General features: G+C 42.3%; 14 protein-coding genes and 1 pseudogene. 14 read left to right on the top strand and 1 reads right to left on the bottom strand.

Annotated elements, in window-relative coordinates:
* Positions 1 to 131 precede the first annotated feature (131 nt).
* Both hrpB and mrcB read left to right on the top strand, forming a co-directional pair.
* Positions 132 to 2570: an ATP-dependent helicase HrpB gene (gene hrpB / locus AACQ38_RS11515; protein WP_165578173.1), complete on the top strand. Its 2439-nt coding sequence runs from the start codon at positions 132 to 134 to the stop codon at positions 2568 to 2570.
* Positions 2571 to 2663: 93 nt separating this feature from the next.
* Positions 2664 to 5120, top strand: a complete 2457-nt coding sequence (mrcB, locus tag AACQ38_RS11510; RefSeq protein ID WP_165578172.1) for a bifunctional glycosyl transferase/transpeptidase — start codon at positions 2664 to 2666, stop codon at positions 5118 to 5120.
* Positions 5121 to 5166: 46 nt separating this feature from the next.
* Here the strand turns inward: mrcB and AACQ38_RS11505 are convergent, their stop codons facing one another.
* Complete coding sequence (locus AACQ38_RS11505) at positions 5167 to 5367, bottom strand: hypothetical protein (protein WP_165578171.1); 201 nt, start codon at positions 5365 to 5367, stop codon at positions 5167 to 5169.
* 238 nt (positions 5368 to 5605) lie between these two features.
* On the opposite strand from AACQ38_RS11505, the gene AACQ38_RS11500 reads away from it, so the two are divergent.
* The 12 genes and pseudogenes from AACQ38_RS11500 to AACQ38_RS11445 form a co-directional block, all read left to right on the top strand.
* Positions 5606 to 7276, top strand: coding sequence for an S-type pyocin domain-containing protein (locus AACQ38_RS11500; protein WP_165578170.1), 1671 nt, complete (start codon positions 5606 to 5608; stop codon positions 7274 to 7276).
* The gene (locus tag AACQ38_RS11495) at positions 7276 to 7731 is read left to right on the top strand and encodes a DUF6392 family protein (protein WP_165578169.1); all 456 of its coding nucleotides are present in this window, start codon (positions 7276 to 7278) and stop codon (positions 7729 to 7731) included. The genes AACQ38_RS11500 and AACQ38_RS11495 overlap by 1 nt, the downstream gene beginning before the upstream one ends.
* Positions 7732 to 7869: 138 nt before the next feature.
* Positions 7870 to 8277, top strand: a complete 408-nt coding sequence (locus AACQ38_RS11490) for an HNH endonuclease signature motif containing protein (protein ID WP_242685571.1) — start codon at positions 7870 to 7872, stop codon at positions 8275 to 8277.
* A 7-nt stretch (positions 8278 to 8284) separates the two neighbouring features.
* A complete protein-coding gene (locus AACQ38_RS11485) occupies positions 8285 to 8536 on the top strand; it encodes a bacteriocin immunity protein (RefSeq protein WP_165578168.1) in 252 nt (83 codons plus the stop codon).
* 122 nt (positions 8537 to 8658) lie between these two features.
* Positions 8659 to 9120, top strand: a complete 462-nt coding sequence (locus tag AACQ38_RS11480; RefSeq protein WP_242685570.1) for a DUF6392 family protein — start codon at positions 8659 to 8661, stop codon at positions 9118 to 9120.
* A gap of 104 nt (positions 9121 to 9224) precedes the next feature.
* Complete coding sequence (locus AACQ38_RS11475; RefSeq protein WP_165578167.1) at positions 9225 to 9692, top strand: DUF6392 family protein; 468 nt, start codon at positions 9225 to 9227, stop codon at positions 9690 to 9692.
* A 109-nt stretch (positions 9693 to 9801) separates the two neighbouring features.
* Positions 9802 to 10260 carry a DUF6392 family protein gene (locus AACQ38_RS11470; RefSeq protein WP_165578166.1) on the top strand — a complete coding sequence of 153 codons (459 nt, stop codon included), beginning with the start codon at positions 9802 to 9804 and terminating at the stop codon, positions 10258 to 10260.
* Positions 10261 to 10365: 105 nt separating this feature from the next.
* Positions 10366 to 10833 (top strand): DUF6392 family protein, encoded by a 468-nt coding sequence (locus tag AACQ38_RS11465; RefSeq protein ID WP_165578165.1) that lies wholly within the window; start codon positions 10366 to 10368, stop codon positions 10831 to 10833.
* Positions 10834 to 10894: 61 nt separating this feature from the next.
* Positions 10895 to 11152 (top strand): bacteriocin immunity protein, encoded by a 258-nt coding sequence (locus AACQ38_RS11460; protein ID WP_165578164.1) that lies wholly within the window; start codon positions 10895 to 10897, stop codon positions 11150 to 11152.
* A gap of 125 nt (positions 11153 to 11277) precedes the next feature.
* Entirely contained in the window at positions 11278 to 11739 is a 462-nt protein-coding gene (locus AACQ38_RS11455; RefSeq protein ID WP_165578207.1) for a DUF6392 family protein, read from the top strand.
* 113 nt (positions 11740 to 11852) lie between these two features.
* Positions 11853 to 12326: a DUF6392 family protein gene (locus AACQ38_RS11450; RefSeq protein WP_165578163.1), complete on the top strand. Its 474-nt coding sequence runs from the start codon at positions 11853 to 11855 to the stop codon at positions 12324 to 12326.
* Between the two features lie 236 nt (positions 12327 to 12562).
* A pseudogene (locus tag AACQ38_RS11445) lies at positions 12563 to 12863 on the top strand (hypothetical protein); the annotation flags it as partial.
* Between the last annotated feature and the right edge of the window lie 24 nt (positions 12864 to 12887).

Here is a 12887-nt window from a genome sequence, read left to right as displayed (position 1 = left end):
TCTCTGTACCCTGTATTGGCACAGTGGATAGAATTTCATAAAAACGCCTTAATGACGGATGGCATAAGATTGAAGCAGGCAATGCTACAATGCAGGCGGTTGAAAGTTAACTTTCTTTGTATGGAGTATTTGTGTCTTTATTGCCTGTATATGAGATCGTCGAACCTGTCCTGAGTGCGTTGAAAAATTCACAACAGGTCCTGCTTCATGCTCCGGCCGGTGCAGGGAAATCGACGGCTTTGCCATTGGAAATTTTGAAAAAAGCCGCTTTTTCCGGGCGTATCATAATGTTAGAACCACGGCGGATTGCCGCTCGCAGTGTTGCTAATCGCCTTGCCGCTCAACTGAATGAAAATATCGGACAGACCGTGGGTTACCGGATGCGTTCAGAAACAAAAGTGAGTGTAACTACTCGCCTTGAAGTGGTAACAGAAGGCATTTTAACCCGAATATTACAGCAGGACCCTATGCTGACAGGGGTTTCTCTGGTGATTCTGGATGAATTCCATGAGCGCAGCTTGCAGGCTGATTTGGCGTTGGCATTGTTGCTGGATGTACAGGTAGGGCTGCGGGATGATCTGCGCATTTTGATCATGTCAGCGACGCTGGATAATCAGCGGCTCTGTTCTTTATTACCTGATGCACCAGTGATTATTTCAGAAGGGCGAAGCTTTCCTGTGACCAGACATTATTGTCCTTTGTCTGCTCACCAACCTTTTGAACAGAGTATCGCCACCGTTGTATTGCGGTTACTCCAACAGGAGCAAGGTTCTGTGCTGTTGTTTTTGCCGGGTAGCGGGGAAATTCAACGGGTGTTTGGACTGCTTAGCGGGAGAGTGGCTGAGGATACCGATTTGTGCCCGTTATACGGTGCGTTGTCATTGGCTGAGCAACAAAAAGCGATCGAACCTTCACCATCTGGACGCCGTAAAGTTGTTTTGGCGACTAATATTGCAGAAACCAGTTTAACGATTGAAGGTATTCGGTTGGTGATTGATAGTGGTCTTGAACGCACGACGCGTTTTGAACCCAAAAATGGTCTGACTCGCCTGATCACTCAACGTATCAGTCAAGCTTCTATGACACAACGAGCTGGTCGGGCAGGACGGTTAGAAGCCGGTGTGTGTTGGCATCTATTCAGCCAAGAACAGGCAGAAAGAGCGGTAGAGCATAGTGAGCCCGAAATTCTGAATGCTGATCTCAGTAGCTTATGGCTCTCCTTATTGCAGTGGGGGTGTCATGATATTTCTCAATTGCACTGGCTAGATATACCACCTGCGGCGGCTCTGGCGGTGGCTAAGTCGCTGTTATTACAGTTAGGTGCAATCAGTAACAGTGGTCAGTTAACGTCCAGAGGCAGAAAAATGGCGGAATCCGGTAGTGATCCGCGTCTGGCAGCGATGTTATGTGCGGGGTTGGAACAAGGGGCCGATATGCTGGCAACCGCCGCTATGCTGACCGCGATTCTGGAGGAGCCGCCCCGTGATGGTCAGCCGGACATCACTTATTGGGTTGAGCAGCGACAAGCTCATTGGTTACGGCGGGCAAAGCAGTTAGTTAGAAATATGGGTGATCATTTTGGTGAGCCAGACGGTGGATTTGCTGCAATGCTATTAGCCCAAGGTTTCCCTGACAGAATAGCCAAAAATCGGGATAAGGGAGGGCGTTTTCAACTGTCGAACGGTCTGGGAACGATAATCGATGATGAAGAAACGTTATCTGGCGAATCGTGGCTGGTGGCTCCTTCATTATTACAAAACAGTAGAAATCCTGACGCGCGTATTTTGCTGGCTTGTCCTCTGGATATTGAACGACTGATACAGCAACAGCCGAATTTATTCAGTGAACAGAGTGTCGTTGAATGGGATGATAACAAAGGGACGTTGCAGGCTTGGAAGCGGCTGCAATGTGGCAGCCTGACAGTAAAAGCCCAACGATTGGCAAAGCCTTCCGATGAGCAATTACAACAGGCTCTGCTAAACTGGTTACGCAGTGAGGGATTACATGAGCTGAATTGGTCACCTGCGGCGGTTCAGTTGTGCATCCGTATCCAATGTGCGGCCAAATGGTTACCTGAAATGCTGTGGCCGCCAGTCAATAATGATGCATTAATGGCTTCTCTTGATGATTGGTTAATGCCGTTCCTTACTGGTGTGCGTGATTTGAAAGGGCTGAAACAGATTGATTTGTTGCCGGCACTGGAAAATTTGCTGGATTGGCAGCAACAACAGTGTCTGGATAATGAACTGCCTATTTATTACACTGTCCCTACCGGCAGTCGGATAGCAATCCGTTATTTCAGTGATAAACCACCGGTATTATCAGTTCGGATACAGGAAATGTATGGTGAGCGGCAAAGCCCATCTCTGGCAAAAGGGCGGGTAACACTGGTGCTTGAACTACTATCACCCGCCCAAAGGCCATTGCAGATCACACAGGATTTGGCTGCTTTTTGGCAAGGATCCTATCGTGAAGTGCAAAAAGAGATGAAAGGGCGTTATCCAAAACATTTATGGCCGGATGATCCGGCGAATACGGTACCGACTCGGCGGACAAAAAAATATTCGTAATAGAGTTTAGCCCTTGTTTTTGCCGGCGAATAAATTCATTAAAAAATATGAAAACCCAATAATAGCATCTAAACGGTTTCGGAGAATTTTGGAATGTCTGGTGAAGATCGTCAACCAATCGGACGTAAAGGCAAAAAATGGGTATCCCGCCGTAAACGGTCAATAAAAAGACGGTATCTGTTGGATGATGATAATGGCTATGAAGATGAGGACTACGATGATGAAGAGGATCAACTCATGACAAAGAAAGGAATGTATTCCCGTCCACCTAAGAAAAAGTGGCGTTGGTTCTGGTTGTTATTCAAGATATTCATTATTTTTGCCGTATTATTGGCGGCTTATGGTGTCTATCTGGATGCCAAAATCCGCGATCGCATTGATGGGAGAGTCTGGGAATTACCTGCGGCGGTCTATGGCCGCATGGTCAATCTTGAACCGGGCATGAACTACAGTAAGAAAGAGATGGTACATCTGCTGGAAGGGATGCAGTATCGCCAGGTGACGAAAATTACCCGTCCCGGAGAGTTTTCTGTCAGAGGTGAAACCATTGAAATGTTGCGTCGTCCGTTTGATTTCCCAGACAGCAAAGAGGGGCAGATCCACTCTCTGCTAACTTTCAGTGATAACCGTTTGGCGGGGATCGAAAATCTGGAAAATCAGCGTCAGTTTGGGTTCTTCCGCCTTGATCCGAAGCTGATTACCATGTTGCAGTCTCCCAATGGGGAGCAGCGGCTATTTGTGCCGCGTTCTGGTTTCCCTGATTTACTGGTTAACACCTTGCTGGCGACGGAAGATCGCCATTTCTATCAACATGATGGCATTCGTATTCTTTCCATTGGACGTGCAGCACTGGCTAACTTGACTGCCGGGCGCACGGTTCAGGGGGGAAGTACCCTGACGCAACAATTGGTGAGAAACCTGTTCCTGACCAATGAACGCACTTTGGTACGTAAAGCTAATGAAGCCTATATGGCTGTGCTGATGGATTATCGTTACAGCAAAGATCGGATTCTCGAACTGTATCTGAACGAAGTTTTTTTAGGCCAAAGTGGTGATGGGGAGATCCGAGGATTTCCGCTGGCGAGCCTCTACTATTTTGGTCGTCCCGTGGATGAATTGAGTTTAGATCAACAGGCGTTGCTGGTTGGTATGGTGAAAGGCGCTTCACTCTATAATCCGTGGCGCAATCCTAAACTCACTCTCCAGCGCCGTAATGTGGTGCTCAAGCTGTTACAAAACCAGCAAATTATTGATGAAGATCTTTATAAATTATTAAGTGCTCGTCCACTGGGGGTAAAACCGAAAGGTGGTGTTATTACCCCACAACCGGCGTTTATGCAGCTCGTTCGTAAGGAGTTGCAGGACAAACTGGGGGATAGAGTGAATGATCTGTCCGGCGTGAAAATCTTCACTACTTTGGACCCAGTATCTCAAGATGCGGCTGAAAACGCAGTAGAAGAGGGGATTGCCAGCCTGAGAAAAACTCGCAAAATTGCTGACCTTGAAGGAGCAATGGTAATTGTCGATCGCATCAGTGGTGAAATCAGGGCGATGGTTGGTGGTTCTCAACCGCAGTATGCTGGATTTAACCGAGCAATGATGGCGCGTCGTTCAATTGGTTCACTGGCAAAACCTTCGACTTATTTGGCGGCATTGAGTGAGCCTGATCAATTTCGACTGAATACTTGGCTGTCGGATGAACCTCTTGCGGTAAAACAGCCGAACAGCAAGGTTTGGGAACCGAGAAATTATGACCGTCGTTTCCGTGGACGTGTCCTGTTGATAGATGGGCTGGCAAATTCATTGAATATTCCTACGGTGAATCTTGGATTGGCAGTTGGTCTTGATCATGTCAGCAACACATTGATCCGGCTTGGCGTACCGGAGGAAGTGATTCAACAGGTTCCAGCCATGTTACTGGGTTCTCTTAGCTTGACACCTTTAGAAGTGGCGCAGGAATACCAGACGATGACGAGTGGCGGCAATCGTGCGACGCTTTCCGCGTTACGTTCTGTCATCGCGGAGGATGGCACCGTGATATATCAGAGTTACCCACAGGCTGAACGGGCTGTACCGGCTCAGGCGGCTTATCTGACGCTATATGGTATGCAGCAGGTGGTGGCGAATGGAACTTCTCGTTCTCTGAATGCTAAGTTTGGTCGTTATAATCTGGCGGGTAAAACGGGCACTACCAATGATCTGCGTGATAGCTGGTTTGCCGGAATCGATGGTAAAGAAGTGGTGATCGCATGGGTTGGTCGCGATAACAACGGACCGACCAATCTGACAGGCGCTACAGGGGCGTTGAATGTATATCGCCGTTATCTGGAAAATCAGACGCCGCTGATGTTGAATAACATTCCACCGGAAGGCATTGTCGATATGGCGGTTAATCAGGATGGCAGCTTTAGCTGTAGTGGCAGTGGTTGGCGAACATTACCGGTTTGGACTTATGATCCACAGAGTTTGTGCCAACAAACAGCGGTATCAGCACCGGTTCAACAGCAAGAAGAAGCACCGGGCTGGTTGCGAGAGATGTTTGGCCAATAATCAATATTTGATTTGAGATGAATGACAAAGCGCTGATCTTTAATGGTCAGCGTTTTGATTTTCTGAGTTTAACGGCTTTCCAAACATACCGAACCATTATTTTTTCGACTTTATACCTGTCATCTTTCAAATTGCCTCTTTGTTGGCTGCACTCACTCACCCCGGTCACATCGTTCTCTATGCTTCCGGGGATTCGCTTCCTTGCCGTCGCGATCCATCTTGAAATCCATTGGGTATATATGATCATCGCAATGGCGGTGATTATCTGCTTATGTTATGTAATTGTTTATAAATTGTTTAAAATCATGATGTTTTACACCTGTTTGGGGCAAAAAAATAAGCAATTTTCAGAATATTCCTATATGTTTTTTAAGTGAAATATGGTGAATTATTAATCATGTGTATTAACTCATGGTGATAATGATATGACGATAATTTCAATTAGATCCACTCTCCATACTGTAAATCAATGGAGAGATGAATAGATGGCAATAGGATATTTCTTGCTTGTTGGTGATAAGACAACCTGTGGCGGACAGATTATTACCGGTGACCACACCATGACATTTAATGGACGGGCAACCGCTCGTGAAGGAGATAAGGTCACCTGTGGCAAACATCCCGGTAGTTATACGATTGTCGGTGGTGTATCAGATGTGTTTGATATGGGACGTAAGTTGGCTGGCACATTGGACAGTGTGAGTACTTGCCCTTGTCGGGCTAGGTTTATCAATTCGGAGATGGACAGCTATGAGAAGCAGGAGCAGCCCAATAATCGGGCTACAGCCCCTGTTAATATGGCGGCCCAGAATTTCTCGTCGCCGGTGGAGGAAGCGAGAAACGTTCAGCCCGCACCTCCTGTGACTAAAGAGCCTCCGATACCGGTGTTTGCGAAATCCTGCTTACGGGGTAAAGGTTGTACCGATGCCGGAACCGAAGCCGAACCGGCGGATAACTTCGGCAGAATGGCGATATATCAGGTTCCGTCATCTCCCACTCCGGTGACGCCGCAAAAACCAGAACCGCCTCTGCAAGGTGAGAAACAGCCGCCTGAACCGGATAAACCGCAGGATAAAAAATTACCGTGGTATAAACGGTGGTTCCGTAGTGGTGAAGATAAAGCCGAAGCCGCCGCTACCGCTGTGGCCGCCACTGCCCGCAGCGCGGTAGCGGAAGGGGAAACGCTGGTGATGCGTTACATTGGCGGCGGTGCCATCAGTGCAGGACGTTGGCTGGCGGTACCGAATCCGGTGACAGTTGGGTTAATGGGGCTGTTTTATTCACCGAAGCTGAATGAGGGTGAGGAGGATTACTTAGATCCGTATCGCCTGAGACAGATAGCGGAACAGTACGGTAAAGCACCAACTCGTGTACGTTTTCGCTGGATCAGAGATGAAAAAAGCGGCAGGATGACGGTTCAGGGATATCACGTCAGCCCGGAAGGCGGCTTGGATAAAGTGCCGGTTCGCATGATGACGCTGAATCGGACTACCGGTAATTACGAGTTCTGGGAACCGGGAGAATACCGGCCGATAATTTTATGGACGCCGAATGAACAGGAATTCAAGGTTCCAGCCCATACCGGGAATGAAGAACAACCGTTTATTCCGTCGCAAATAACCGTGTTGCCGATCCCGGAGAAAGTGGGCAGCGATATTGAATCGTTACCTATGCCGGAAGAGAAGGATTTTCGTGATTATATTCTGATCCTCCCTGTTCCTAATATGCCGCCGGTGTATGTGTATTTGAGTAAACCGCCGGTGAAACCGTTGGAAGTGGGAGAATATCAGGATCTGGCTGGACGTAGCCGTAATGATGGGTTGGATATTGATCATATTCCTTCTAAGGCGGCATTGAAAATTTATTTGATTGAAAGGTACGGAGAATTAGATTCTGGTGTGCTCAAAAATATCTTAGAGAATAGCGTTTGTATTGCTGTTTCTCGCTGGGTTCATCAAAAATATAGTGAAACTTATGGCGGGCGAAATACACCAACGAAAAGGATTCAGGATGCATCCGATTTGAAAGCAGCAGTTGATAGTAACTTTGATGCTATGACTCCAGGTCTGAAAGAAGAAGGTTATACTGATAGTCAATTGAATAATGCCCGGAAAGACTTACATAAATTTAATCAAGAGAAAGGATGGTACAGGTAATGAGAGATATTGTTGAAATAATTCATAGTCTAGGGAAAACAGCAGATCTATTAATTGAAAAACAACTTATCCCGACAGGAAAGTTTGAATATTTGTTTGAAGGAGACGATGAATTTCTCTGTATACCAGAGGATGGATTAACGTTAGTTTTTGAAGATAAATCAAGGTTGTTAATCTCAGTCGGTATTACTCTAATTAAATCTGGGCCAAGGATGAAGATTTATAGAGGTGAAATGCCGCCCCCATTTTTGTCTGAAATGGATAAGACAAAGGTTAAATCTGTGCTAGGAGAGCCATCAGAGACAAAGGGCGCTGTTAAATTGCCAGTTATTGGAATGGTTGGAGGATGGGATACTTATATTGACCGAATGAGCGATCAGTACCCAAATACACGAATAATTTTTGCGTATTCTACAGATCAGAAGGTGAGTAATATAACTTTTAAAAAAATTTGAGTGAAGTGTGATTTCTAATTATTTGTCTTTGGTAAAGTGGATAGCGATATTAAATCGCTGCCCGTAACGTAGGAAAAGGATTTCCGTGATTATATTCTGGTATTCCCAGCCGATTCAGGCATAGAGCCGATCTATGTGATGTTTAATACTCCTCGGAATCAACCGGGAGTGGTAACTGGTCGGGGACAAAAAATCGAAGGAAACTGGTTAAGTCGCGCAGGGCAAGGTATGGGAGCACCAATTCCCAGTCAGATAGCAGATAAGTTGCGTGGGAGGAAGTTTAATAACTTTGATAATTTCAGGAATGCGTTTTGGAAAGAAGTTGCTAATGACCCTGAGTTTTCTAAGCAATTTAAAACTGCGAATATGGGAAATATGAAAAAAGGAAAAGCTCCAGCTCCAAGGAAAGACGAATGGAAAGGAAAAAAGAAAAAATACGAGTTACATCATAAAAAGCCTATTTCTAAAGGTGGAGATGTTTATAATGTTGACAACATTAGTGTTGTTACGCCAAAGAGACATGGTGAACTACATAGTTGGAGGTGAATAAACTATGGAAAATAATGTAATGAATATTACTGAAAATGAATTTTTATCCTTGATAAAGAAAATATTTAATGGAAATTTTCGAACAGAGGAGGAAGAATCAGAAGCTATAGATGAATTTGAAAGAATTTCAGAACACCCCTCTGGCGGTGATTTAATCTTCTATCCAGAAGATGGCATTGAAGATAGTCCTGAAGGTGTGCTTGAAGTGATAAAGGAATGGAGAACCAAAAACGGCAAACCTGGCTTTAAAAAATAGAGATTGAGTAAGTGATGAAAAGGATTTCCGCGATTATATTTAACTGATTTGCGTGTTAGAGGGTTGGTTTTTGAGTGGGGAATATAGCCTTAGCTCAATCAAGAACAGGGGTTATGAAAATAATGGTAATCAACATTAAAGAGTTAATTGATAACTTGGGACAAACAGCGGAGCAACTAATTGAAAAGGAGATTATTCCAGCTAATAAATTTGAATATTTCTTTGAAGGAGATGATGAGTTTTTTTATAAACCTGAATCAGGTATGAGACTTGTTTTTGATGATGTTTCAAAGCGGCTAAAATCGATACAGTTAACATTGATTAATATCTATGACAATAACGGTGCATATAACGGAGAAATACCTTATCCATTTTTACATTCAATGGATAGAACAATTGTTAGAGCCCTTATGGGGGAACCAGATTCTGCTGGTGGCCCAGAAAAAATCCCTGTCATTGGCATGGTTGGTGGATATGATTCTTATACACATAAGCTGAATGAGCAATATCCTAATACGGAAATTCGTCTTCTCTATTTAGCTGATCTAAGGGTACATGCTTTAATATTTGAACGTTTTGAATAAACGTATTCTGGAGTGTTTTTTTACTTTTATTTGATAGCGGTTAATAAATCGTTATCCATGTTTATATGCTAGAGGTCAGATATGAAACAGAGGTTATATAAATAATGGCGATCAATGTTAATGCATTAATTAATAGTTTGGGGAAAACCTATCAGGAAATTTTTGATGAGGGGTTAATCCCTTATAAGACTAAGCCAACAGGATACCCAGGAGATCCTGATATCACTTTGGATATGATTAAAGAGGGTATGTATTTGGCCTTTAAGAGGGATGGCAAAATTCTGTTTGCTATAGAGCTTCTTTTGCTTGATCAGAAGAAATCCTCCTACCAATTTCCTAATGAGTTGCCTTCTTCTTTGAAGACATTGATGTTCAGGCAATGGCTGCACGAACAATTAGGTAAACCAGAAAAGGCTCTTCCTCCGCGAAGAATTCTCAAGAAGGATGTTGGATGGACAGAGCTATATACGTTATTGGATTTTCGGATGCCGACTAGTATGCAGGTTGATTATGACCTGTTTGAGCGTGTTGAATCTGTAATGTTCTTGCTTACATCAGAAGTACGTTGGTAGTTAGTAATAGATGGGTGGTTATTATTGAAAGCCAATTCATTTGTGAGTAATTTGAAAAAACGAAATAGCAGATGGATTGGTTTAATCAAGAACAGGAGTTGTACAAATAATGGTGGATGTTATTGCAATCATAAAAAGTTTGGGACAGACAGCCGATCTATTAGTTGAAAAACAATTTATTCCAGCCGAAAAGTTTGAGTTTCTGTTTGAGAATGCTGATACGTTCAATTGTGGACCTGACGTTGGCCTTACATTAGTGTTTCACGCTGATTCAAGTATATTAGAATCTGTACAAATTACACTTATTAACGCTTATGAGGGTAGTGGAGAATATAATGGAGAATTGCCTTATCCATTTTTACATTCAATGGATAGAACAATTGTTAGAGCACTTATGGGGGAACCAGATTCTGCTGGTGGCCCAGAAAAGATCCCTGTCATTGGCATGGTCGGTGGATATGATTCTTATACACATAAGTTGAGTGAGCAATATCCTAATACAGAAATTCGTTTTCTCTATTTGGCTGATTTACGGGTACATGCATTAATCTTTGAGCATATTGTATAAACGCTTTCTGGAATATTTTTCTACTTTCATTTTATAGCAGTTAATAAACCATTATCCATGTTTATATGCTATAGGTCAGATATAAATAAAGAGGTTATATAAATAGTGACGATCAATGTTGAAGAATTAATTAATAGTTTGGGGAAAACCTATCAAGAAATTTTTGATGAAGGGTTAATCCCTTATAAAACGAAACCAAGTGGTTTTGCCGGTGATAGTGTAGTGTGCTTGGATATGGTTAAAGAAGGCGTCTTTCTGTCTTTCCATCGGGAAGGAAAGCGATTAAAAGAAATTACATTAACTTTGTTTGACGAGAAGAATTCTTTATACCAGTTTACTAATGAGCTGCCTTCACCATTAATTCCATTGATGTGCCGACAGTGGGTTCATGAACAATTTGGCAAACCAGAAAAATTTCTTCCACCGAGAAAAAGGCTCAAAAAAGACATTGGCTGGACTGAGTTATATACATTGCTGGATTTTCGTATTCCGACTAGTATGAAGTTTGATTATGATCTATTGGAGCAAGTTATATCAGTGACATTCTTACCCACCTCAGAAGTACGTTGGTAGTCAATAATAAGAGGGAAACCGTTTTAATAGCCAACTCATTTAAATAAAGAGGTAAAGTAGAATGGAACTGAAAAATAAGTTGGAAGATTATACAGAAGCTGAATTTTTAGTTCTGCTGAATAAAATCTTCGATGGTGAATGTAAAACTGAGAACGAATATCACAGTTTAGTAAAACATATTGAGATAATTACCGAGCACCCCAGACGAAATGGACTAATTTTTTACCCAGAAAATGGAGTTGAAGATAGTCCTGGAGGTGTGCTTAAAGTTATAAAAGAATGGCGAGCTAAAAACGGCAAACCTGGCTTCAAAAAATAAAAGGGATTCGGTAAATTAGGAAAAGGATTTCCGCGATTATATTTAACTGATTTGCGTGTTAGAGGGTTGGTTTTTGAGCGGGGAATATAGCCTTAGCTCAATCAAGAACAGGGGTTATGAAAATAATGGTAATCAACATTAAAGAGTTAATTGATAACTTGGGACAAACAGCGGAGCAACTAATTGAAAAAGAGATTATTCCAGCTAATAAGTTTGAATATTTCTTTGAAGGAGACGATGAATTTTTTTGTAAACCAGAACCCGGTCTGAGGCTAACTTTTCACAATGTTTCAAGGAGGCCGCATTCAGTGGAGTTTGTATTAATCAATGTTTATGATAATAATGATTCATATAATGGCGATATGCCTCCTCCATTTTTAAACTCAATGGATAAAACAACCGTTAGAACACTCATGGGGGAACCTGATTCCAGCGGTGGTCCAAAAAAAGTTCCGGTAATAGGGCTTATGGGTGGGTTTGATGCTTATATACTTAAACTAAGCGAACAATACCCTAATACAAATATTCATTTTTCATATTTAACTGATTTGCGAGTAGATGTATTAGCATTTGAGCAAGTTGTATAGACGTTTTCTGGGATATTTTTTTCAGTTTTCTATCTTTATTGGATAGCGGCTAATAAATCGTTATCCATGTTTATATGCTAGAGGTCAGATATGAAACAGAGGTTATATAAATAATGGCGATCAATGTTAATGCATTAATTAATAGTTTGGGTAAAACCTATCAGGAAATTTTTGATGAAGGTCTAATTCCTTATAAGAGTAAACCTAGGGGAGATTCTGGTGACGATTATGTGTCGTTAGATATGCAGAAGGAGGGAGTATTTTTGGCTTTTGACCGGAACAGTAAGAAATTAACACATGTTACTCTGACATTGATCGATGAAGAACGGACCGGTTATGTTTATCCAAATCAATTGCCATCCCCTTTGGTTAATCCAATGACGCGTGAATGGGTTGAGGAGTATTTTGGGGCGGCAATTAAGTCCTTTCCGCCATGTCAGGTGTTTAACTGTCAATATGGTTGGAAAGACCTCTACCTTTACAATGTATCTGAATCTGAGGAAAAGATTTATATACAATTATCCCATGATTTACTTGAACAAGTTGAGACAATAACTTTCCTTCATGCTGAAAATGTGACATGGTAGAAATATCTCAAAAGCGGAATAAGCAGAAGCAATATACCTTATAGATTTCAAGTTGCCTCTTTATTGGCTGCACTCACTCACCCCGGTCACATAGTTCGCTATGCTCCCGGGGATTCGCTCCCTTGCCGTCGCGATGCATCTTGAAATCCGTAGGGTATATATACTGGCGGTAAAATATGAATAAAGAGGTTGTATAAATAATGGTAATGAATATTTAAGTATTTATCAATATCTTGGGTAAATATTGTCACACTGAAACTCTAACGTTAATTTTGGATAATTACAGTATTCATAAAATCCGACTGGTCAATGATTGTCTGGCCCGTCATCCTATTAACCTATTATTTTATATGTTTATTATCCTTAGCTGAATAAATTTGAACGCCTGTGCAATCTCTGTATGAAACGGTGACACGAAATCATTGCTGCCAGTATATGTGGCAGTTGCGCGAAAAAGTGAAAATATTTTTGAATTCATTTCCTATAGGAATAACAGATAATAATAAAATAGGGTGTGGTTATAATTATGAAAAATGATTTATTTTTTTCGCTATTTTGATA

Origin of the sequence: Photorhabdus sp. RW14-46 (assembly GCF_963887965.1) — a bacterium.
GTDB classification, from domain to species: domain Bacteria; phylum Pseudomonadota; class Gammaproteobacteria; order Enterobacterales; family Enterobacteriaceae; genus Photorhabdus; species Photorhabdus laumondii.
The sequence above is the reverse complement of the archived record's forward strand: the minus strand, read 5'-3'. Positions and strand labels throughout refer to the sequence as shown.